At 49.1% G+C, this 21,657-nt stretch carries 17 protein-coding genes; 13 read left to right on the top strand and 4 right to left on the bottom strand.

The features are described from left to right. Positions 1-12: 12 nt before the first annotated feature. The 6 genes from SPM24T3_RS07425 (at position 13) to SPM24T3_RS07400 (ending at position 11,619) form a co-directional block, all read left to right on the top strand. Positions 13-2,214: a hypothetical protein gene (locus SPM24T3_RS07425; RefSeq protein WP_083836221.1), complete on the top strand. Its 2,202-nt coding sequence runs from the start codon at positions 13-15 to the stop codon at positions 2,212-2,214. 69 nt (positions 2,215-2,283) lie between these two features. Next, entirely contained in the window at positions 2,284-4,488 is a 2,205-nt protein-coding gene (locus tag SPM24T3_RS07420; RefSeq protein WP_009636108.1) for a hypothetical protein, read from the top strand. 788 nt (positions 4,489-5,276) lie between these two features. Next, a complete protein-coding gene (locus tag SPM24T3_RS07415) occupies positions 5,277-5,789 on the top strand; it encodes a PadR family transcriptional regulator (protein ID WP_009636107.1) in 513 nt (170 codons plus the stop codon). A gap of 155 nt (positions 5,790-5,944) precedes the next feature. Further along, a complete protein-coding gene (locus SPM24T3_RS07410; RefSeq protein ID WP_009636106.1) occupies positions 5,945-7,108 on the top strand; it encodes an efflux RND transporter periplasmic adaptor subunit in 1,164 nt (387 codons plus the stop codon). Further along, positions 7,108-10,227, top strand: a complete 3,120-nt coding sequence (locus SPM24T3_RS07405) for an efflux RND transporter permease subunit (protein ID WP_009636105.1) — start codon at positions 7,108-7,110, stop codon at positions 10,225-10,227. The genes SPM24T3_RS07410 and SPM24T3_RS07405 overlap by 1 nt, the downstream gene beginning before the upstream one ends. A gap of 3 nt (positions 10,228-10,230) precedes the next feature. Continuing rightward, positions 10,231-11,619, top strand: a complete 1,389-nt coding sequence (locus tag SPM24T3_RS07400) for an efflux transporter outer membrane subunit (protein ID WP_009636104.1) — start codon at positions 10,231-10,233, stop codon at positions 11,617-11,619. A gap of 210 nt (positions 11,620-11,829) precedes the next feature. On the opposite strand, the gene SPM24T3_RS07395 is transcribed toward SPM24T3_RS07400, so the two are convergent. Next, positions 11,830-13,239 (bottom strand): NAD-dependent succinate-semialdehyde dehydrogenase, encoded by a 1,410-nt coding sequence (locus SPM24T3_RS07395; protein WP_009636103.1) that lies wholly within the window; start codon positions 13,237-13,239, stop codon positions 11,830-11,832. A gap of 124 nt (positions 13,240-13,363) precedes the next feature. On the opposite strand from SPM24T3_RS07395, the gene SPM24T3_RS07390 reads away from it, so the two are divergent. From SPM24T3_RS07390 to SPM24T3_RS07370, 5 genes are all read left to right on the top strand, one after another. Further along, positions 13,364-14,227, top strand: a complete 864-nt coding sequence (locus SPM24T3_RS07390) for a LysR family transcriptional regulator (RefSeq protein WP_009636102.1) — start codon at positions 13,364-13,366, stop codon at positions 14,225-14,227. 137 nt (positions 14,228-14,364) lie between these two features. Beyond that, positions 14,365-15,276, top strand: a complete 912-nt coding sequence (locus SPM24T3_RS07385) for a metal ABC transporter solute-binding protein, Zn/Mn family (protein ID WP_009636101.1) — start codon at positions 14,365-14,367, stop codon at positions 15,274-15,276. A gap of 1 nt (position 15,277) precedes the next feature. Further along, positions 15,278-16,105 carry a metal ABC transporter ATP-binding protein gene (locus SPM24T3_RS07380; RefSeq protein ID WP_009636100.1) on the top strand — a complete coding sequence of 276 codons (828 nt, stop codon included), beginning with the start codon at positions 15,278-15,280 and terminating at the stop codon, positions 16,103-16,105. A 19-nt stretch (positions 16,106-16,124) separates the two neighbouring features. Next, positions 16,125-16,976 carry a metal ABC transporter permease gene (locus SPM24T3_RS07375; protein ID WP_009636099.1) on the top strand — a complete coding sequence of 284 codons (852 nt, stop codon included), beginning with the start codon at positions 16,125-16,127 and terminating at the stop codon, positions 16,974-16,976. Between the two features lies 1 nt (position 16,977). Continuing rightward, the gene (locus tag SPM24T3_RS07370; protein WP_009636098.1) at positions 16,978-17,772 is read left to right on the top strand and encodes a metal ABC transporter permease; all 795 of its coding nucleotides are present in this window, start codon (positions 16,978-16,980) and stop codon (positions 17,770-17,772) included. A gap of 58 nt (positions 17,773-17,830) precedes the next feature. Here the strand turns inward: SPM24T3_RS07370 and SPM24T3_RS07365 are convergent, their stop codons facing one another. Further along, positions 17,831-18,568 carry a siderophore-interacting protein gene (locus tag SPM24T3_RS07365; protein ID WP_009636097.1) on the bottom strand — a complete coding sequence of 246 codons (738 nt, stop codon included), beginning with the start codon at positions 18,566-18,568 and terminating at the stop codon, positions 17,831-17,833. 66 nt (positions 18,569-18,634) lie between these two features. Between SPM24T3_RS07365 and SPM24T3_RS07360 the strand changes: the two genes are divergently transcribed. Continuing rightward, entirely contained in the window at positions 18,635-19,072 is a 438-nt protein-coding gene (locus SPM24T3_RS07360) for a MarR family winged helix-turn-helix transcriptional regulator (RefSeq protein WP_009636096.1), read from the top strand. A gap of 222 nt (positions 19,073-19,294) precedes the next feature. Here SPM24T3_RS07360 and SPM24T3_RS25865 read toward each other — a convergent pair whose 3' ends face one another. Beyond that, on the bottom strand, positions 19,295-19,474 hold the full coding sequence (locus tag SPM24T3_RS25865) for a hypothetical protein (RefSeq protein ID WP_071988416.1): 180 nt from the start codon (positions 19,472-19,474) through the stop codon (positions 19,295-19,297). Positions 19,475-19,774: 300 nt separating this feature from the next. On the opposite strand from SPM24T3_RS25865, the gene SPM24T3_RS07355 reads away from it, so the two are divergent. Next, on the top strand, positions 19,775-20,320 hold the full coding sequence (locus SPM24T3_RS07355; protein WP_009636095.1) for a hypothetical protein: 546 nt from the start codon (positions 19,775-19,777) through the stop codon (positions 20,318-20,320). 303 nt (positions 20,321-20,623) lie between these two features. Here SPM24T3_RS07355 and SPM24T3_RS07350 read toward each other — a convergent pair whose 3' ends face one another. Further along, a complete protein-coding gene (locus SPM24T3_RS07350) occupies positions 20,624-21,643 on the bottom strand; it encodes an isopenicillin N synthase family oxygenase (RefSeq protein WP_009636094.1) in 1,020 nt (339 codons plus the stop codon). Between the last annotated feature and the right edge of the window lie 14 nt (positions 21,644-21,657).

The following is a 21,657-nucleotide window of genomic DNA, read 5'->3' as shown; positions in this document are numbered from 1 at the left end:
GGACACAAAAAAATGCCTATTTTACCGCTAGAATCCAGCCCCCCAAATACTGCCATTGTTCTCCAGAGCCCTGGCCTTACTCTCGGCAATATATTCAGCCGAGTAATGAATGGTATTGGGAATATTTTTCGCCGCCCCACCAGCCTGGAGCCCTCATCCCCTGAAACAAAGCGGGAGATCGGTAATAGTGAATTCCATAAATATCTTTATAAACCTAAAGGCGACTCCCAACAGCCGCGAATTTACAGAGATATTAAATTAGAAAATGCCTCAGACCCTAACCTTCAAATTAATAAACCCTTTGTATGCAATAACGACACCTTTATTGATCTGACTTTTGATAAGTGGAAGGCGCCGGAGGGTTCGCAAATGAAAAACTGTTTGTTCACCGCTCGCGACCATCCACTCCACTGGAATAGACCCACGTTGGATAATGTTTGCCTGGATGGCAGTACCATCGAGGGTAGTTACCGTGAAAATAATGCAGATGCGGTGCCCTCGAACATCTCGCCGTCGCTTTCTGGAACACAGATGAAACACTGTGTATTTAAGGATCTGATTTTTTCCCTTAAATCAGGTTTTGCAACCAGCAATGTCGATTTCAGCCATTCACGTTTCGACAATGTAATTTTTACTAACCACCTAGGGACACTTAATGGCTACACTTATTTCCAGGAAGCTAACTTTGAGAATATCTCGGCCAAAGGGCTAGTTTTCAAAAACGTAATTTTCGATAGCGATGTCAGTTTCAAAGGCGCGCAGATTACGGATCTTTATCTGTGCAACGGGGTGGACTTCAAGGGGGTTACTTTTGGTGATTATCAGCCTCGGCAGATTACGCTGAACGATGAAATGTTTGCCTCTACTGAGCTGATTGATCTCAACCTCAATATTATGAACAATTTAACCTCTGGAGCATTCTTTTTTAACGCACTGAGAACCATTGGCAATACAAGTGTTACAGTTGACTGGGTCGAGCAACTGATAGAAAAATTTAGCCGGCTAGATCTGCTGAAAAATAGCCTACGGCAATCTTCTTTTTGCGAATCTCTTATTTTCATGCTTAATTCCTATGATTATAAAGATTCGATATTAATAACTGATTTCGTATGTGAATTAGAGGCTGAGAAATATAAGCATACGATGCTAAGTGATATTCACTCAGACAAAGGTTTTTGCCAGAGAATGGCCAATTTTCTGATTAAAAAAATCGACAGACCATTTTTCAATACATTTCCAAGTCTCAACATTTTTAGCCACCAGTTTCTGGCCAATCAATTATTCGACTCTTCCCTCGAGATGGCACACGCCTGGTATCAACTCGCCCCGCTGCCAGAGCTACTCAAATTCTTAAATGAAGATATTCTGATGACTGAGAGCGAAAGTTTCGACGCCCAGCACGTATTTTACGATCCACAAACTTGTCGGGCAATAGCCATCCCCAAGCCTGAATTTAATAGATTAATTAATGACTTAGAGATTCCAACGCAATACACGCTGTTTGAATATCTTGGTGAAGGTAACATCGTTAACCTTCCGGCCAGTCAACAGGCTTTGAGCATGGCGCTGTCATGTTCGAGCGGGTTACAGCAGTTATGGTCCGCCAAGATTAATTATTTTGCACCAATGATCAGTACCTTATTGGCTGGAAACAATCGTTGCAGTAGCCAGGAGCTAATAAGACTTGAAGAGATAAAGCAACACCTGGCATCTTTACAATCAAAAAGATCAGCGACAAAAATGAACTTAACGGGTGCCTCTGAGGCCATTCTGTTGCACAACGCATTGGCTGACTACTACGAGGGTGAGCTTGCGGTGGAAAAACGACAGCCCCTGATAGACCAGTGTTTTGAAGACATGCGGCCGTGTTTTGCCCAAAACACGCTTAACGATAATCAGAAAAAAGCCATAATTTCTCTGTTGCTGGCACGCGTCTTAATCACTTTTTCCTCTTCGGCTTTTTGCGGAACCGAAACAGACTCCCCGATGCCGCTGCGCCTGCTGGCTGATGCTTTTCTAGAAGATTCAATAAATTATTGGCCGGAACTGGTCGGTGCTGATGAAATGAAAAATTGGCGAGAAACGCTGATCCCAAAAGACTCAAGCACGTTTTCCTGCAGCGCAATGCTTGCGGATCTCATGAGTTCTTATTGTCATCCGATTAGCGAAAGCGAAAATCTTGCGAGGTTAATGAATACTCTTTACCCGCTTTAAGTCTTTTTGAATCTACTGGCTACTATCCATAAAATCTATCTATGTATTGTTTTAAACGGACAAAAAAACATGAGCATTTTACCGTTAGAACCCGGCCCCCAAAACACTGCCATTACTCTCCAGAATCCTTGCCGCACTGGCTGTAATCCCTTCAGCCGACTAATAACTGGCATAAGGAATATTTTTCGCCGCCCAACCAGTTTGGTGCCTTCCCCTTCCGAAACAAAGCTGGAGATCGGAAATAGTGAATTCCATAAATACCTTTATAAACCGAAGAAAAACTCCCCACAGCCGCGAATTTACAGCGGTATCAAATTTGAAAATGCCACGGAACCCAGCCTTCAGATTAAAAAACCCTTCAAGTGCAATGGCGACACCTTTATTGATCCGAGTTTTTACAAGTGGAAGGCACCAAAGGGTTCACAAATGAAAAACTGTTTTTTTACCGCCCGCGACCACCCATTTAATTGGGATGATCCACAGCTGGGTAATATTTGTATGAGTGGCAGCACCATCGAGGGTTTGTACAAAGATAACGTTGAGGGTGATATATCTTCACTCATTTCGCCATGTCTTTCTGGCATAAAGATGAAACACTGCATACTTAACAATCTGATTTTCACTCTTAAATCACTTGTCATCACCAGCAATGTCGATTTCAGCCATTCACGCTTCGACAATGTGACTTTTACCGGCAGCATGGCGGGGAGTGGTTTCCCCTACTATATTCGGGAAGCCAACTTTGAGAATATCTCGGCCAGCGGGCTGACTTTCAAAAACGTATCTTTCGAAAGTGATGTCAGTTTCAAAGGCGCACAGATAACCAATCTCACTCTGTGCAAGGAAGTAAACTTCAAGGGAGTGACATTTGGTGATTATCAACCCCGGCAGATTACCCTAAGCGATGAAATGTTTTCCTCTTCAGAACTGATTGATCTCAATCTCAACTCGATAAATAACACAACTACCGGAGCCTATTTTTTTAATACGCTGGGAACCATTGAAAATAGGCGTGTTAAAGTTGACTGGGCCGAGCAACTGGTCGAAAAATTTAGCCGGCTGGATCTGCTAAAAAATAGCCTGCAGCAATCTTCTATTTGCGAATCTCTCATTTATGAACTTAGTATTGATTGCTTCAAAGACTCGCTACCCATCAGCAATTTTGTTTGGGAGTTGCAGGTTGAAAAATTTAAGTTCAAGGTGATACCCGGCAGTCTTCTCCAAGAAAAAGAGATTTTCCAGAAGTTAGTTAACTCCTTAATTAACAGAACGCGCACACCAAATTGCAGTCAATTGCCAAGAAAGGACATTTTTAGCTACCAGTTTCTGGCTAACCAATTATTCGACTCCTACCCAGAGATGGCGCAAGCCTGGAATCAACTCGCCCCGCTGCCAGAGCTACTTAAATTCTTAAATGAAGATATTCTGATGAATGAGAGCGAAAATTTCGACCCTCAGCACGTATTTTACGATCCACAAACTCGCCGGGCAATAGCGATCCCCAAGTTTGAATTTAATAGATTAATTAATGAGTTGCAGGCACCGACACAATATTCGCTGTTTCAATATCTTGGTGAGGGAAATATTGTTAACCTTCCGGCCAGTCAGCAGGCTTTGAGCATGGCGCTGTCATGTTCGGAGGGATTACAGCAATTGTGGTCCGCCAGCGGAAATTATTTTAAACCGACGTTCAGTGCTTTACTGGTCGGAAATAGTCGTTGCAGTAGCCAGGAGCTAATAAGACTTAATGAGATAAAGCAACACCTGGCATCTTTGCTATTAAAAAGATCAGCCAAAAAAATGAACTTAACAGGTGCCTCTGAGGCCATTCTGCTGCACAGCGCACTGGCTGACTACTACGAGGGTGAGCACGCGGTTGAAAAACGACAGCCCCTGATAGACCAGTGTTTTGAAGACATGCAGCCATGCTTTGCCAAAAGCACGCTTAACGATAACCAGAAAAAAGCCATAATCTCTCTATTATTGGCACGCGTCTTAATCACTTTTTCCTCTTCGGCTTTTTGCGGAACCGAAACAGACTCCCCGATGCCGCTGCGCCTGCTGGCTGATGCTTTTCTAGAAGATTCAATAAATTATTGGCCGGAACTGGTCAGCGCTGGCGAGATGAAAAATTGGCGAGAAAAACTGATCCCAAAAGACTCAAGCACGTTTTCCTGCAGCGCAATGCTCTCTGGGAATATGGCCACCTACCGTCATCCAATTATCGACAGTGAGGATCTTCCACGTTTAATGAAAACGCTTTATCCACTTTAAGTTTTTTTGAATCTGCTGGCTGCTTGAGCTTTTAGTCCAGCAGCGCATAAGAGCATCAATGCCGTTTTGCATCGGTATTTGAAACTGATTAAGGGCAATTGCAGGCTCAATAATCCGCCGCAGCTGATCAAGTTGCCCTTTCGAGTGACTAGCATCGGTAACAAATCATCTGCCTCATTGCTGGTTGTTACATTTAACCAGTAAAGAGTTTATATCCCTTTAAAGCAGTGACGCTGGGTGTGGATCTTTCTGACGCAGCGTCTACAGCGCCACTTTAGGCCTGTCGTGTTAAGAGTCTGATCGTCTTAAGGCTGATTTTTTAACAAGAATAAAATAATTACTCTGTATTTTAACTGCAGCAATCGTCACATAATTCACTAAAAATAACTTTTGACGTTAGTCTTGTGTCATTAATAACAGAAAATTTTCGATTTTCTTACAATTACCTTTTAATGCTCTCTTCCAAAGAAAATCGCAAAACTACTCACCTATCAATAAATTCATAAAATACAATAAGATAACCACTGAGCAGACAATCAACTGATAGCCCTAAAATCAGGCCTCACAGTAACTTCACAATTGAAAATATCCTTAAATAACAATTATATAAACCAAAAAAAGCAGATAAGATATATCTTGACCCAATCACAGGCCGGATATATCTTCGAATGATGATTATTATCGTGGCGGTTCAGCAGTGATTCAGGAAATGAGCATTCGGATTACAATATTAAAAAAACAACCTATAGGTCACTTTCTAAAGACACTTTATTGACGAGACTGTTTTAATGAAACAAGCCCGCGCTATTATCGCGTCGCCCCAAAAAATAACCAGTCGTCGAGGTAAGACATTCAAGAACGACGAATTATTAATCTTAATCCTTTATCTTGTAAGGATTAACCCAACACATGGTTATGAAATTATCAAGTCGATAGAGAATTATTCGATGGGGGTATACAGTCCTAGCTCAGGGGTTATTTATCCTAATTTGACACACCTTGAAGAATTAGGTTACGCCAAGACACAGGTTGCTGAAGGCGCAAGGAAAAAATTCTTGATCACGGCCACAGGCATTGATTACCTTGATGAAAATGAGCAAGCCGTTGAACGGGTATTGGTAAAACTCAAAGCCCTGGTATTAGAGAAACACCCTGTTAAAAATCTGGAAATACACTATGCCATCGAAAACCTTAAAATAAGTGTACGCAGCAAAATGCGTAATGAAAACATCACTCGAGAAGAAACAGATAAAATAGCTCAGGCTATTCATGAAGCGACAGTAAAAATTAACACTATTTAGTATTAAATTTTCGTAATTTTTTAAAATTAGATTTGTTTAGACTTGTTAATGTAAGCAGGCACACACTTCTGAATATAAACTCGTGCGGGATAATACGTTGTCTCAGGAATCTCTGTGCGCCGAATCTCACCTCACTATTAATTTGGACTCCCGTTATGCAATTACGCATTTTAACTATTTTGACAATTATCGGATTAACCGGTTGTCATGACACCACCACCAAGGAAAAAGCCGCACCGCCGCAGGTCGGTGTCGTCACATTAAAAGCGCAACCCTTTACGTATTCCAGTGACCTGACCGGGCGAACCACGGCGACATTAACTTCAAGCGTGCTGCCGCAGGTGGGCGGAATTATCCAGCGCCGCCTGTTTACCGAAGGCGATGATGTTAAAGCAGGTCAGGCGCTGTATCAGATTGATGCTTCAAGCTATAAGGCTACCTACGATCAGGCTGCAGCGACGTTGCAAAGTGCTAAAGCGCTGGTGATTGCCGATTGTCAGAAAGCGCGGAGATATTCGATTCTAGTGAAAGAACAAGGTGTCTCGCAGCAAGACGCGGAAGACGCCACTGCCACCTGCGGTGAAGATAAAGCCAGCGTGGCAGAAAAAGCCGCCGCGCTTGAGTCGGCTAAAATCAACCTCGGCTGGACCCGCGTGACTGCACCTATCTCCGGGCGCATCGGTATCTCGACCGTTACGCCGGGTGCGCTGGTCACCGCCGACCAAACTACCGCCCTCACCACGATTACTGCATTAGACAGCATGTATGTCGACCTTACTCGCTCCAGCGTCGACCTGCTTGAGCTACGCAAACGCGCGCTGGCGAAAAACAGTAATACGCTCGACGTCACCATGACGCTGGAAGACGGCTCGGTGTATCCCGTTAAGGGCAAACTTGAACTCACCGAAGTCTCGGTGGATGAAGCTACCGGCTCTGTTACTCTGCGCGCCGTGTTTCCCAACCCGCAACACATTCTCTTGCCGGGCATGTTTGTGCATGCCAGCGTTGATGAAGGCGTAATCGAGAATGCTATTTTGGCTCCGCAACAAGCGATTGTTCGCGATCCGAAAGGCAATGCGACTGCCATGGTGGTCGATGCAAATAATAAAGTCGTGGTGCGCAATGTCATCACTGGCAGCACTTCCGGCCAGAATTACCTGATTAACAGCGGCCTGCAATCCGGTGACCGCGTTATTGTCGAAGGCACCAGTAAAGTGAACGCGGGCGAGACGGTTAAACCGGTTGAAACTGACCTTGACACCGCCCCGCCTGCTGCTTCTTCTGCAGATTCAACCAGCACCACTCAAGGAGCGTCTTGATGTTCTCTCGCTTCTTCGTAAGACGCCCGGTCTTTGCCTGGGTTATCGCATTGCTGATAATGATGGCCGGTATCATTGCCATTAAATCCATGGCCGTAGCGCAGTATCCCGAAGTTGCTCCGCCGTCGGTGCGAATCAAGGCTACCTATACTGGAGCCTCGGCCCAAACCATTGAAAACAGTGTTACTCAGGTCATTGAGCAACAACTTACCGGGCTCGATAACCTGCTGTATTTCACCTCAACCAGCAGCTCGGCCGGTACGGTGCAGATTACCGTCAGCTTCAAACTGGGTACCAATCCCGATACTGCGCAGGTTCAGGTGCAGGACAAGCTTCAGCAGGCTGAGTCTCGACTGCCCACCGAGGTGCAACAGGCGGGTCTGACTGTGACTAAATCGCAGTCTGACTTCCTGATGATCGCCACGCTGTATGACAAAACCAACAAAGCCAGCAGTCGGGATATCGCCGACTGGTTAGTCAGCAACATGCAGGATCCGCTGGCTCGCGTTTCAGGAGTCGGTAGCCTGAATGTGTTTGGTAATCAGTATGCCATGCGTATCTGGCTTAATCCGACCAAACTGGCGGCCTATAATCTGATGCCTTCGGACGTCGAAACGGCGATCACCGCGCAGAACATACAGCTGTCAGCGGGCAGTATTGGCTCGTCTCCGACCTCCTCGACCCAACAGATAACCGCGACTGTACAGGCTGAATCGCGTCTGCAAACGCCGGAAGAATTCCGCAATATTATTGTCAAAAGTGAAGCCGACGGATCGGTGGTGCGAATCGGCGATGTTGCCCGCGTAGAAATGGGCAGTCAGGATTACCTGACCACCTCTCGCCTCAACGGCCATCCGGCGGCGGGTCTGGCGGTCCAGCTGGCGGCCGGCTCCAACGCGCTGGACACAGCCAACGCAGTGAAAGCCACCATTGAAAAGTATCGTAGCAGCATGCCTGCGGGCTATGAAGTTGCCTACCCGAAAGACACTACCGAGTTTATCAAGCTTTCGATTCAGGACGTGGTTGAAACACTGCTGATTGCAATAGTGCTGGTCATTGCGGTGATGTATTTGTTCCTGCAAAACGTCCGCGCGACGCTTATCCCCGCGCTGGCGGTTCCCGTGGTACTGCTGGGCACCTTTGGTGTGCTGTCGGCGCTGGGCTACACCATCAATACCTTGACGCTTTTTGCCATGGTGCTCGCCATCGGCCTGTTAGTCGATGATGCCATAGTGGTAGTCGAAAACGTTGAGCGAATAATGACCGAGGAGGGACTGAAACCCCGCGCGGCTACCGAAAAATCGATGGGCGAAATTTCCGGCGCATTGGTGGCGATTGCGGTGGTGCTCTCAGCCGTGTTCCTGCCGATGGCCTTCTTCGGCGGCTCTACCGGGGTGATTTATCGCCAGTTTTCAGTGACGCTGATTTCTGCGATGGCGCTGTCGGTGGTCGTCGCGCTAACCCTGACTCCGGCCCTTTGCGGCACCATACTTCGCCACAGCAAGCCCCATACCAAAGGATTTTTCGGCGGTTTTAACCGCATTTACTCCCGCACTGAGCATCGCTACAAACACGGCGTGCTGAAAGGCCTGCGCCGCCCTGCGCTAATGATGATTGGCTACGCGCTGCTGGCCGCTGGCATGGGGTTCCTGATGATGCACCTGCCGACCAGTTTCTTGCCTAACGAAGATCAGGGACAGGTCATGGTGCAGTTTACCCTGCCCGCCGGCGCAACGGTGAACCGCACCGATCAGGTTAATACCGAGGTCACTAACTACTTCCTTAAGCAGGAGAAAGCCAATACCGACGTTGTGTTCTCAATAACCGGCTTCAACTTTAACGGTAACGGCGGCAACGTCGGCATGGCCTTTGTGGAACTAAAAAATTGGGATAAACGCCCCGGCGCAGCCAATACTGCGCAGGCTATCGTCGAACGCGCCAACAAAGCGCTGTCGAAAATCACCGATGCCAAAGTCATCGCCATGACTCCGCCTGCGGTGTCGGGGATGGGTCAAAGCAACGGCTTTACCTTCGAGCTGATGTCGGTCGGCGGAACCACCCATGACCAACTGCTGAAATTACGTAATCAATTAATAGCAGAAGCTAACAAAAGCCCCGAGTTACAGTCGGTTCGTGCGGCCGATCTGCCTGAAATGCCACAGCTTAAAGTGGATATCGATAATAATAAGGCCGTGGCGCTGGGTCTGGATCTCAGCGATGTGACCTCAACCCTAAGCGACGCCTGGGGCGGGAAATATGTCGATGACTTTATCGATCGTGGTCGTGTCAAAGAGGTTTATATTCAAGGCGATAGCCAATTCCGTTCGCAACCGAGCGACTTGAATCAGTGGTTTGTCCGTGGCACCAACAGCAGCGGCGACAGCGTAATGACGCCGTTCTCGGCCTTTGCAACCACCCATTGGATTTATGGTCCACAGTCTCTGGCACGCTATAACGGGGTGACGTCATTTGAGATTGATGGTGAAAACACTGACGGCTACAGCTCGGGCGCGGCGATGGACAAGATGGCAGAGCTTGCCGCCAAACTGCCGCCGGGCTCCACCTTCGGCTGGAGTGGTCTCTCCCTGCAAGAGCAGCTAGCCAGCGGGCAAACCGGCACACTGTATGCGATTTCGATTCTGGTGGTATTCCTTTGTCTGGCAGCGCTGTATGAGAGTTGGTCAGTACCGTTCTCGGTGATTATGGTTATCCCGCTGGGCGTGCTGGGTGCTTCTATCGCGGCTTCGCTGCGCGGGTTAAATAACGACATTTACTTCCAGGTGGCGCTGTTGACCACTATCGGGCTGTCGTCGAAAAACGCCATTCTGATCGTTGAGTTTGCCGAAGCGGCGGTCAAGAACGGCATGACCTTGTCTGCCGCAGCCATTTCAGCCGCCAAGACTCGCCTACGCCCGATTCTCATGACTTCAATCGCGTTTATTGCCGGGGTTATGCCACTGGCATTGGCCACCGGCGCGGGTGCGAACAGCCGTATCGCCATTGGTACCGGCATTATCGGCGGGACAGTCACAGCCACTCTGCTGGCTATCTTCTTTGTGCCACTTTTCTTTGTGCTGGTGAAACATTTCTTCACTCGCCGTAATGTGAATGAGGAATAAACGATGCTGCAACATAAAAACTTATGTCGCCTGAGTATCATCGCCCTGTCAATGATGTTGGCAGGCTGTATCTCGCTGGACCCGCATTACCAGCGACCGGCTGCACCAGTACCCAAAATCTGGCCGGATCAGGGGAAAAATGCCGCGGCTGACGCGGTGTTAACTGACTGGCAGCATGTGCTGGCCGACAAACGATTAAACAAAGTGGTCGAGCGGGCACTGGTCAGCAACCGCGATTTGCAGGAATCGATTGCCGATATCGAAGCGGCTCGCGCGCTTTACGGCGAAGAACGCTCGTCGCTGTTTCCAACTGTAGATGCTGACTTGACTCAGTCCCGAAGCCGCAGCTCTTCTGGTGAGGTGAGCGGCTCTTCTGAGGCGGAAGGCTCGGTCAGCAGCTTTGAAATCGACCTGTTTGGCCGTAACCGTAGTTTGGCCCGCGCGGCCAGGGAAACCTGGTTGGCCAGTGAAGCGACGGCGCAAAACACCCGAATTACTCTGGTTTCAGAGACCACGACGGCGTGGATAACTCTGGCAGCCGATAAAAGTAACTTGTTACTCGGTCAGCAAACCATGGCCAGCGCCGCCGATACCTTACGTATCACACAGCTTCAGTTGAAGGAAGGCACGGCGGCGGCGGGCGACGTCAGCTCGGCGATGACGACTTATCAGCAGGCGCGCGCCAGCGTGGCCAGCTATCAGACACTGGTCGCGCAGGACACTAACGCGCTTAATCTGTTGGTTGGTGAAACCGTACCGCAAAGCCTGCTGCCGGGCACGATTGAAAGTCTATCGCCACAGGCAATCGCCATCGTTCCGGCCGGCGTTTCCTCTGATGTTTTACTTCGTCGCCCTGATGTTATCGAGGCAGAACATAATCTTAAGAGTGAAAATGCCGATATCGGCGCCGCTCGCGCCAATTTCTTCCCGACGATTTCGCTGACCGCCAGCGCCGGGGTGGGTAGCAGCTCCCTGTCGAATTTGTTCAGCCACGGCAGCAATATCTGGTCCTTCGCGCCAAGTATTACTCTGCCATTATTTACCGGCGGCAGTAATCTGGCCCAGTTGCACTACGCGCAGGCAGAGAAAAAAGGCCTGATTGCAGCCTATGAGAAAGCGATTCAAAGCGCCTTCGAGGACGTGGCCAACGCGTTGGCGCGCCGAAATACGCTGGATGAACAAATGGATGCACAGGTGCAGGCCGTCGCCGCAGCTCAGCGTAGTTTCAATCTCGCTAATCGCAGCTATCAGGTGGGAACCGGTGATTACCTGACTGTACTCACCGATCAACGCACGCTGTGGTCTACCCAGCTGGATCTGGTTGCCCTGCAACAAATCGATTTTGAAAACCGTATAACACTGTGGGAATCATTGGGCGGCGGGTTGAAATAACTTTTTCGTTTAATTCGGCACAAAAGCCGTCCACAAACAGTCCCTTCCCCACAGGCGGAGGAAGGGATAAAACTCGTAATTTCAATGGGTTGATGTAAGGCCTATTGGCATAAGATCAGGCGTAAACCGCAAAACTTTTCTCGGCCAATTGACCTTCAGACCTGATCTTAAAACCTGCCGCGCAGCATAAACCGCAAACTTATCAGTCTATTAGCTCTCAATCCACAAAGTTTGTGGATTGGTGAATTCCCGAATCCCGAAGTGTGACAACTCGCGGCCAAAACCACTTTTCTTCACGCCACCAATCGGTACCCGCGGGTCAGAGAAGCTGGGTGAGTTGATGAACATTCCTCCGGTATACACCTGTTTCGCCAGCACTTTTGCAGTTTCGACATCACGGCTCCACAGGCTGCCACCCAGACCAAACTCAGAGTCGTTAGCCATGCGTATTGCTTCAGCGGCGTCTTTGGCCGTAATCAACGAGGCTACCGGACCAAACAATTCTTGAGTAAAGCTGGTCATGCCAGGTTTAACATCACCCAACACCGTTGGCGCGTAGTAGTTACCGGCACCGGCAATCGCCTCTCCCCCCCACAGCAGCGTTGCCCCTTCTGCCAAAGTGGCTTTAACCTGACCATCCAGCTCGTCACGCAGGTCGTAACGCGCCATCGGGCCGAGATAGGTCGATTCGTCTTGCGGATCGCCAATTTTCAAGGTCTTGACGGCCGCCAGGAATTTCTCGGTAAACTCGCCGATTACCGACTCTTCAACAATGATACGTTTTGCCGAAATACAAATTTGACCGTTATTCATAAAACGACCGGCAATGGCGCCCTTGACCGCCGCCTCGATATCCGCGTCGGCCAGTACAATAAACGCATCGGAACCGCCCAGCTCCATCACACATTTTTTCAGTGCGGCACCTGCCATCGCGGCAATCGCCGATCCAGCGCGGACGCTACCGGTCAAGGTAATGGCAGCAATTCGCGAGTCTTTGATGCTGTCGGCCACGGAGTCATTATCGGCGTTGTAAACCTCAAATAAGCCTGCTGGCGAACCTGCCTGAGTGACAACGTCACGCAACAGGTAGGCGCTGCCCATTACGTTTGGCGCAGGTTTCAGCAGATAGCTGTTACCCGCCAAAATGATGGGCACTGCACCACGCAAAACTTGCCAGATCGGGAAGTTCCACGGCATTACCGACAGCACCGGGCCCAATGGCAAATAGTTTACCCAGGCTTTATCGTTTTCAACCAGTGTCGGCTCAGGGGCCAGCATCGCCGGGCCATTCTCGCCATACCATTCACACAGTTTGGCGCTTTTCTCGACTTCGGCCAAACCCTGAGTTACCGGTTTGCCCATCTCCAACGCCATCATTTCGGCTAATGCCGAGGCATTTTTACGCAGACCGTTGGCAATGCGCTGCAAAAGCGCAACGCGTTCGACCATGGCACTGTCTTTCCAGGCGTTGAAAGCCTCGTGCGTGCACTGCAAGGCAGAATCGACCTCGGCCGCCGTCGCAAAAGGATATTGTTTGAATACTTCGCCGTTAGTCGGGTTGCGAGAAAATGCGCCGCTCAGCCCGGCGGTTGAATGAGTTTTCGTCATTGAATGGGTCATTTAAGCCACCTGTATGTTTAGGATTAATGCTATCTGGGGTTAATCCTAAACTTGTGAAAGATTTTTTAAAAATGAATAATAATGAACATTATCGTCTCATTTTGAGAAGGTTTTTGGAGGATGTATGGATCTGACTCAACTTGAAGTTTTCACCACCGTGGCTGAAGAAGGCAGTGTTACCGCCGCCGCCGACAAACTGCATCGCGTACCTTCTAATATTTCCACTCGTATCAAACAGTTGGAAGAAGAGTTAGGCACGCTACTGTTTCATCGCGAAAAGCTGCGCCTGCATATTTCCGACCCAGGGAAGACCTTTCTCGGCTACGCAAAACGCATTCTGGCGTTGGCAGAAGAGGCCAAACAGAGTGTTTCCGGGCAGAAACCCAGCGGAATTTTCACCCTCGGTGCGATTGAAAGCTGTGCCGCAGTGCATATTCCTCCTGTGTTGGCGCGCTATCACCAGGCCTATCCCGACGTTGAACTGGACCTTTCCACCGGCCCGTCTGGCGATATGATCGACGGCATGCTGTCCGGGCAATTTAGCGCCGCTTTTGTCGATGGTCCGCCAAAGCATCCGGAAATCGAAGGCGTTCCTGCGTTTAACGAGGAGATGGTACTCATTTCGGCACTCAATCACCCCAATGTCACCCGGGCGCGCGATATTTCTGGCTCAACAATCTATGCCTTCCGCGCCAACTGCTCCTATCGGCGATTATTTGAAAACTGGTTCGCTCAGGATGATGCGGTTCCGGGAAAGATCTACGAAATGGAGTCCTATCACGGCATTGTTGCCTGCGTTACAGCCGGTGCAGGTCTGGCGCTGGTGCCTGCCAGCATGCTTGAAACCATGCCCGGCAAAAACGGCGTCAAGGTTTACCCGCTGGGCGATGAAATGGGCAAAATTAAGATCTGGCTAATGTGGCGCAAAGGAACTGTCTCGGCCAATCAAAAAGCCATGACCGCTCTGCTAGAGGCGATGCGCGCCTGACAGATACATCTACAAACAACTGGTAACGTCTGGTTGCTTGAACACTGCCTTCACTCAATATAAGTTATGTTATAACATATCAATTAAAAACAATTGACCGATATGTACAATGATAACTTTATTATTAAGGGGTTAGGATGAAAGGTAAGTTAAGCGTTTTAGCGGCGATGACCATGATGTCGATTTACACAGGTGAAGCTTTTGCAGCACCCGTTCTGCATGCCATCGGTGTGGAAAACCAGTATGCCGATGTGATTGCCCAGATTGGCGGTAAATATGTCGCCGTAACAGCTATTGAAACGGATCCCAATACCGATCCGCACACCTTTGAAGCCAGCCCTAAAATCGCCGCAGAAATTGCTCACGCCGATTTAGTGGTCAAAAATGGCCTTGGTTATGATGCCTGGACCGACAAATTTCTCGCCGCAGCACCCAACGCATCGCGTAAAGTGATCGACGTACAGCAACTGCTGCAACTGCCTGATAACACGCCTAATCCACACCTGTGGTACAAGCCTGATGTGATGCCCGTGGTCGCTAGACAGATTGCCGCCGACCTAAGCGCGGCCCTTCCCGCCGAGAAAGACTATTTCGAAGCCAATGCCAAAAAGTTTGACCAATCGCTGGCACCGTGGCGCGCCGCGTTGGCAAAACTGAAAAGCCAATACCCAGACAGTGAAGTTGCGGTTACCGAACCGGTCGGCGATTATCTGCTGCAGGCGGCAGGCCTGAAGATTGCTACACCATTTAATCTCGAAGCTGCCATTATGAACGGCACCGATCCGGCTCCGCAGGATGTTACCGCGCAGAATGCCCTGTTCGCCGACGGCCAGCTTAAAGTGTTTATCTATAACCAGCAGGTCACTGATCCACTGACCGCTTCTTTCCTCAATCAGGCCAAAGACCATCAGATTCCAATTGTCGGGGTGTATGAAACCATGCCAACGCCGGGCTATCACTATCAAAGCTGGATGCTGGCGGAAACCAACGCGCTGATTAAGGCTTTGCAGGCTAAAACCTCCACCGAAAGCCTGATGGCAAAACAGTAAGATGGGCTTCGAAGACGGCGGCGTATTGACCGCAAAAAATCTCAGCGTGCGCTTTTCAGGCAAAACGGTGCTGGATCAGGTGAGCTTTAGCCTTCGAGCCGGTGAGTTTTGCGGGTTGATTGGTTCAAACGGCTCGGGAAAAACCACTCTGCTTCGCTCGTTGCTTGGCTTTCAGCCGCTGGAAAACGGGCAAGTGATGATCGATGGCAAAGCCGGTAAAGCCGGGCTTGGCTCAGTGGGTTATGTTCCGCAAAAAATAATGCTCGACGCTGAAATCCCTTTGCGCGCCAGAGATTTGGTTGCATTGGGATTAACCGGTAAACGTCTGGGATTAGGTTCGTTTTCGCGCAACACAAAGCAACAGGTTGCTAGCATGCTGCGCGAGGTCGGTGCCGAGTCTTTTGCCGACATGCGCATTGGCAATCTCTCTGGCGGCCAACAACAGCGCGTACTGATCGCTCATGCCTTGATCCGCCGTCCTCGTCTCTTATTGCTCGATGAACCCTTGGCTAATCTCGATATTCGCAGCGTCTCTGAAATAGTGGCGCTTTTGCGCCACCTTTCTCGCGTGCATCAGGTTACTGTCCTGCTGTCAGCGCATGATATGAATCCGCTGCTGTCTTCGATGGATAGCATTGTTTATCTGGCTAACGGTCATGCAGCCAGTGGTAACACCGATGAAGTGGTACGCAGCGAGGTATTAAGCAAACTTTACGGCCATCCGATTGAAGTGTTACGTGTGATGGATCGCGTACTGGTTATTGCCGGTAATGCACAAAGCAACCCCTGCGCCCTTAATTTAGCCCCCAATAGTCTGATAAAAGTCTGATTTTTTCATGAAAACCCTGATGAATTTGTTAGTAGAACCTGGTTTCTTCACCAGTGCGCCCGTGCAAACCGCGCTCATTGTTGGCGGCGGAACCGCTATCGTCTCAGGCGTGGTGGGCGTTTTCACGGTGATCCGCGGTCAGTCTTTTGCCGGCCATGCATTGGCGGACGTCAGTAGCGCAGGCGGCGCACTGTCTTTTCTGCTCGGCATCAATCCGCTGATCGGGGTGTTAGGCATGGCCTTGGTGGCGGCAATCGGTATGGAAATGATCGACATCCGCCGAGCTCGCGAACGCGATTTAATGACGGGAATTGTCTTGGGCGCGGGATTAGGGCTGTCTGCCCTGCTGCTGTATTTTGACGTGACAACCCACAGCACTACCGGCGCGGCCATCACTGTAATGTTTGGCTCAATGTTTGCCATTCCGCCGGCAATAATCCCTTTGGCTCTGAGTCTGGGCGGCGGCGCGCTGCTGGCGATTTTTGTCATTTATCGCCCTTTGTTACTCAGTTCTCTGGATAAGGAACTGGCCGAGGTCATGGGGATTAATACTCGGCGGCTGGCAATGTTTTACCTGATGCTGTTATCGCTGGCGGTGACGTTGGCGGCGATGACGGTGGGCGCGGTTTTATCGACCGCTTTGCTGATAGGTCCGGCAGCCACGGCGTTACGACTCACCAAAAGGCCGCTAAATGCCATGCTGACGGCAGTAATTATTGGCCTCGTCACCACTTGGGGCGGCATCCTGCTGGCATATAACAGCTATTACTGGACGCCGGGTCATGGTTGGCCAGTCAGTTTTTTCATCGTTGCACTGATTTTTGTCGCCTACCTTGCAGCGACGCATCTTATTCGTATCGAGGGGCGCTAAAATGTTTTCCAGTTTTATGATCAACACCTGGATAGTGGTGACGCTGGTTGCCGTAGTCGCCGGGCTAGTAGGGTTTTTTATTGTCCTGCGCGGAGCTTCCTTTGCCGCTCATGCCCTGCCGTTAGGCACTTTTCCGGGTGCAGCGCTGGCTGGCTTGCTGGGTATCAACAGTTTTATTGGCCTTATAGTCTTTGCCGGTGTCAGTGTGGCGGGCATTAATCAGCTGGCTAAAAATGGCCGTCACGAGGTCGCAACGGCACTGACATTGGTGATGCTGTTAAGTTTGGGAACGGTGTTTCTCAGCATCAGCAGCCAGTATTCTCAACAGGTTTATGCGCTGCTGTTTGGCGAGGTATTAGGCGTCAGCCGCGCAGAACTGCTGCCGGTTGCGGCAATCAGCATTCTGGCAACAGGATTGACCGTGCGTCTGTTTTATCCACTGATCCTCAGCTCGGTTTCTGCAGAATTAGCTGACGTACAGGGAATTTCGGCTAAAAAAATGGAGCTGTGGTTCCTGGCAATTCTGGCGTTGGCCACTGCAATGGCACTGCCGGTTGTTGGCGCTTTGCTGGTTTTCAGCCTGATGGTAGGGCCCGCAGCGGTAGCGCGTATGCTGATTTCTCGTCCGGTCCCGGCGGTGCTGCTGTCAGTCGCCATCGCCCTGCTTACTGTCTGGCTGGCAATTGCTCTTTCCTATGAGACCAACTGGCCGGTAGGATTTTTCGTCGGCGGCTTTGGTGCCTTGTTTTACGCCTTAGCCAAGTGTTGGCAGGCGTTCAGGCGCGGCGGGAAATAACCCCCACAGTCGTCATTTCGACGCCCTTCCTGCCTTCAAAAAGAGCGTCGGTCCATGATTACTGGACTTCTTCGTGGAATGCGGCGGTACGTTTTTTCCAGTAAGCCGAGGTGCGGAGCGCGTTGGCATCATGGCCCTTTTCCTCAACAAAGACATTGCGCAATGCCTTGATAATTGAAGCCTCTGCAGCACACCATATAAAACCTTCACCGGCGGCAAGCTGATGCTGACTGGCCCAGTCGGTCAGCTGCTGTGCATTTTCTACCCAGATAATTTCTGCCTCGGCCTGAGTCGGGAACTCGCGGCGATCGCCAGCATCCTGAGCCAGAGCCACCACCGTGACACGAGCACCGGCAGGCAACTCTTCCAGACGGCGCGAAATAGCCGGAAACGCGGTTTCATCCCCCAACATCAACTGCCACTGATAGTCCATCGGGATCACCCGTGAGCCACGTGGCCCGGCAATGTAGGCTTTGTCACCAGCTTTAACATTCTCTGCCCACTCATTGACAGGCCCTTCCCCGTGCATCGCAAATTCAATCACCAGCTCTTGCTTGGCGTTATCGTAAAAGCGTGGCGTGTAATCGCGCATTACTGGTTGGTCAGCTTGAGGATTAACAATGAATTTTATATGGTCATCGAATGAAGCGCTGATAAAATCCGCCAGCGACTCACTCTTGAAAGTAATACGCTTAAAACCTGGGCTAATTTGTTCCACGTTTACCACGTCGAGCGTGCGTCGTTTTATCTCGTGCATGACTAGCTGCACGCGGCTGGTAGAGGTGTTGTCGGTCATGGTAAGGTGTTCCACTTGGTTGATAATATCAACAATCTAAATGAGAATAGGAGACATTGTCAACTAATGAGTCATTCGCATAACGACGATGTGCTTTGGGTAATGCATATGATTATGCATCGCTATCGTGCAAAACAGTTCGAATTGCTGCGCGATGGTAATTACGACATCACCCAAATGGAAGCCAAAGTGATGAGCTATGTTGGGCGTCATCCCGACGCGCCTCAGGGTGACTTACAGCGTTTTATGGAACGCGATAAGGCCCAGTTGACTCGATTGATCAAAGGCTTAAGAGATAAAGGCCTGCTGACTAGTTGTATGGACACAAAAGACCGCCGCAGTATGCGCCTGACCTTGACTGAAGCCGGATTAGAGATTCGAAAAATCATGCAGCAGCAGGGGCAAGAACTTAATCAGTTAGGAATTAGTAGTTTAAGCGAAGAAGAGCATCAGCAGTTATTGAGCCTGGTGCATCGTGTTTACAATAACTTCAAGCAGGAATAATCCCTATCCGTTGTGAAGATTGCAGGCATAAAAAAACCTATGACTCAAAAGTCATAGGCTCCACAAAGTGGGATTAAAATCACATTCGACAAGACCGGGGGAGATCTCAACTTTACTGCTCTTACTTCAGGAGAAAATCATCATACTGTTGTGAATCCCTTCACAGCGAACCGTTAGCACAGTTCATTCCAATAGCTGCGACGTAGTAATCGCTGATATTGACTATTTCTGGCGATACCAGGAAGGGTCAATATTTCCGAGTTCAATGCCATATAACGATCCTGTTACAAGAAGCGATTCAACCAAGCGTGAACTGTCTGCTGTAGACTGAGAAAAGAAAGTAGCAGAACATCGACGCTTAAATCCTAGCCATAAAGATTTGGCAGATAAATATTGGGTCATTGTTCACTCCTTATCAGATTATCGTTTGGGGCAATCCCCGTTCAGTGAAATCAGTTAACCAAGAAAAATGGGCCAAGAGAAATATTCCTTTTAACTTTGCTTATCAGGAAAATTGCATTTGCGATTTTTTAAACAGTATGCGAACTTAGCTTGGCACGCCGTCCTATCGCAACGCACTGATTTTAAAAGCATATAATTAACACATGGCTTAAGCCATAATAATTCACATTGTGAATAACAATGTCCAACTAATAAAGGCATTCTAATAAAAATGCGTCTCTACTCATTAAGGAGTAATAAATGCTCAATAGTATTAACTCGTCTCTGGCTGCGCAAAACGCAATGGCCGAGATAATCCCCCAGCGCCCTATTCCTTCAATAGGCGATCAAATAGATATTCTTAACAACCCACGGATTTTGTTAAGTAATTACGTTAAAACGCTTGAGCTGGCCATGGCTAAATATGGTGAACATCAGACTTTTACAACCTTAAGCTGCTTAAAAGAAATAAAAAAGGCGCAGACAGTGGAACGCTGTAATACCAGGCGTAACAGGCTGGCTAGAGTTAATAATCAATTAAATGGAGATTTAAGAACTTTCAGAAATAGCGCTCTTAAAGAAAACCCACAGTTTATCGACCATCTCGGCTATGGGGACCTCAACATGGCGGGAATTCAGCTTGAGCAAGATGATATTATCTGCCGGGGAAATATAGATGCCCTTGATGCTCTTGCATCTTCCTATCCCCCAGTATTTCATGCAACTAAAAAGCAAATGGTAGCGAACTGCAAGAAGTTACACCACGTCAACCAGCGACGGGTAAGGCTTATCAACACCACGGGTTAATAGCATTGATCGTCTCATCTTGCGCCTAATAATATTCATCAGGCTGCAAGTCAGAAACTCGCGAGAAATAGTGAAAGGAAACAGGATTAAACCGTATCATTATGATCTGCTTACGGCGATTAATCATAGCAATGTCAAAAATTTCGTCTTGCCCGTCGAGATAAAAATAGCCCTTTGCGATTATTTATCGTCAAGGGCTATCCAGACAGTTTTTCCTGGGAGAGAAAAATTCAGATCAGAATAGTTTAGGAAACTATTATCTAAATTTACCTATTAATAGGAAGATTAATTAATTTCTCATTTTCAGGAAAACAGAATATCAGCGTAATATCGTTTAGCGACATCGGGATGCGACCGCAGCCTGCCTTTAAGGTAATTCCAGCCCACATCGCGCAATAGCGGGTTTTGTGGACTGCTTTCTGGCCCATTTGCCTGAGAAGCCAATTCCGCAGGTAGCTGGAACACTGGAATAACTGCGTCCAACCGCGCCCCAAGGAAGAAGGCCAAAGACAGTCGTTCGTTGCCGGTTGAAGGCGCTAAAACCCGGTGCACTGTGGCACGCAAATAGCCGTTAGTCGCCAACTCCAGCAATTCGCCGATATTCACCACAAAGGCACCTTCAATGGGCAAAACATCCACCCAGCGGTCTTTTTCGACTTCGACCTGCAATCCCTTCTGCTTGTCTTGCAGCAGAAATGTCAGAAATCCAGAGTCCTTGTGAGCGCCAACGCCTTGATTGCTCTCATTATCTCCCCGCCCGGGATAGCGTATCAGTTTGATATGCTCATTAGGCTTATCACCATACAATGAGTCAAAAGAGTCAACTGGCAGAGAAAGTGCTTCGGCGAAAGCACGCAAAATCTGCAGCGACATGACTGTCATCGTTTTTTGCCACTCCAGCAGCAACGGCTTCAGCTCAGGCAGGGTTTCAGGCCACTGGTTAGGCCCCTGCAAACGAGACCAGGCGGGTGAATCAGCAGTTTGTTGCAGCGGCGCGCGCTCGGCACCAAGGTCAAACTGTTCACGCCAGTCTGGCTGCCCGCGCGTCAACTCAGATGCGGCGCGATTGTAGCCGCGAAAATGCCTGGAATTTACCATGGCAACGCGATCCTTCTCGTGCTGGGGCAAGGCGAAGAAGTCACGTGAAATGTTTTGCACCTGAGACAACAGATTCAGATCCACCCCGTGATTAGTCAGGTAAAAGAAACCAATATCACGTGCAGCCACCCGCAGCGCCTTGAGGAACTCACGGCGTTGTTCAGGGGCACCGTTAAGTTTTGACAGGTCAATAACAGGAATAGCAGAAGTTTTGGAATGAGACATAGCTGGCTCCCTGA

It is taken from the genome of Serratia sp. M24T3 (genome assembly GCF_000257645.1).
Classification (GTDB): Bacteria; Pseudomonadota; Gammaproteobacteria; order Enterobacterales; family Enterobacteriaceae; genus Rouxiella.
The sequence above is the reverse complement of the archived record's forward strand: the minus strand, read 5'-3'. Positions and strand labels throughout refer to the sequence as shown.

Excerpts from the sequence above, each read along its gene's own strand:
- SPM24T3_RS07375 (WP_009636099.1), top strand. The coding sequence starts at position 16,125 with ATGAATTTGTTAGTAGAACCTGGTTTCTTCACCAGTGCGCCCGTGCAA.
- SPM24T3_RS07405 (WP_009636105.1), top strand. The coding sequence starts at position 7,108 with ATGTTCTCTCGCTTCTTCGTAAGACGCCCGGTCTTTGCCTGGGTTATC.
- SPM24T3_RS07355 (WP_009636095.1), top strand. The coding sequence starts at position 19,775 with ATGCTCAATAGTATTAACTCGTCTCTGGCTGCGCAAAACGCAATGGCC.
- SPM24T3_RS07365 (WP_009636097.1), bottom strand. The coding sequence starts at position 18,568 with ATGACCGACAACACCTCTACCAGCCGCGTGCAGCTAGTCATGCACGAG.
- SPM24T3_RS07360 (WP_009636096.1), top strand. The coding sequence starts at position 18,635 with ATGAGTCATTCGCATAACGACGATGTGCTTTGGGTAATGCATATGATT.
- SPM24T3_RS07400 (WP_009636104.1), top strand. The coding sequence starts at position 10,231 with ATGCTGCAACATAAAAACTTATGTCGCCTGAGTATCATCGCCCTGTCA.
- SPM24T3_RS07385 (WP_009636101.1), top strand. The coding sequence starts at position 14,365 with ATGAAAGGTAAGTTAAGCGTTTTAGCGGCGATGACCATGATGTCGATT.
- SPM24T3_RS07380 (WP_009636100.1), top strand. The coding sequence starts at position 15,278 with ATGGGCTTCGAAGACGGCGGCGTATTGACCGCAAAAAATCTCAGCGTG.
- SPM24T3_RS07415 (WP_009636107.1), top strand. The coding sequence starts at position 5,277 with ATGAAACAAGCCCGCGCTATTATCGCGTCGCCCCAAAAAATAACCAGT.
- SPM24T3_RS07420 (WP_009636108.1), top strand. The coding sequence starts at position 2,284 with ATGAGCATTTTACCGTTAGAACCCGGCCCCCAAAACACTGCCATTACT.
- SPM24T3_RS07350 (WP_009636094.1), bottom strand. The coding sequence starts at position 21,643 with ATGTCTCATTCCAAAACTTCTGCTATTCCTGTTATTGACCTGTCAAAA.
- SPM24T3_RS07395 (WP_009636103.1), bottom strand. The coding sequence starts at position 13,239 with ATGACCCATTCAATGACGAAAACTCATTCAACCGCCGGGCTGAGCGGC.
- SPM24T3_RS07410 (WP_009636106.1), top strand. The coding sequence starts at position 5,945 with ATGCAATTACGCATTTTAACTATTTTGACAATTATCGGATTAACCGGT.
- SPM24T3_RS25865 (WP_071988416.1), bottom strand. The coding sequence starts at position 19,474 with ATGACCCAATATTTATCTGCCAAATCTTTATGGCTAGGATTTAAGCGT.
- SPM24T3_RS07425 (WP_083836221.1), top strand. The coding sequence starts at position 13 with ATGCCTATTTTACCGCTAGAATCCAGCCCCCCAAATACTGCCATTGTT.
- SPM24T3_RS07370 (WP_009636098.1), top strand. The coding sequence starts at position 16,978 with ATGTTTTCCAGTTTTATGATCAACACCTGGATAGTGGTGACGCTGGTT.
- SPM24T3_RS07390 (WP_009636102.1), top strand. The coding sequence starts at position 13,364 with ATGGATCTGACTCAACTTGAAGTTTTCACCACCGTGGCTGAAGAAGGC.